Annotated in this window: 1 pseudogene; it reads left to right on the top strand. The window is 58.9% G+C overall.

The annotated features are described in order from the left end of the window. Positions 1 to 110, top strand: a pseudogene (locus tag ACPYOI_RS36105) (nitroreductase); the annotation flags it as partial. Positions 111 to 316 lie beyond the last annotated feature (206 nt).

Consider the following 316-nt stretch of genomic DNA (forward strand, 5'->3'; position numbering starts at 1 on the left):
GGCTCATCCTCTTCTGCGGCATGTCGATCGGGTACGAGGACCCCACCGGAAGTTACCCCCGGACAGGCCGCGTCCCGCTCGACGAGACGGTCAAGTTCGTCGGCGATTAGTACTTGCGCCCGGAGGACAAGAGACCCATTCCATGATTCTTGCGCATGATAACGTCCTTTTGCGGGAGGTGGCGTCCGACCGGCACGCTAGATACGAGAGCGACGATCATGCCAACGAGTTATCAGTATAGGGTGCACTGGTGCGTCGCCACCGCACCGAATGTCACTCTACCGGCATGAGAACCGGAGCATCCTTGTTCTTAAGC

The sequence above is a fragment of the Rhizobium sp. SVR5-2C genome (genome assembly GCF_056755115.1).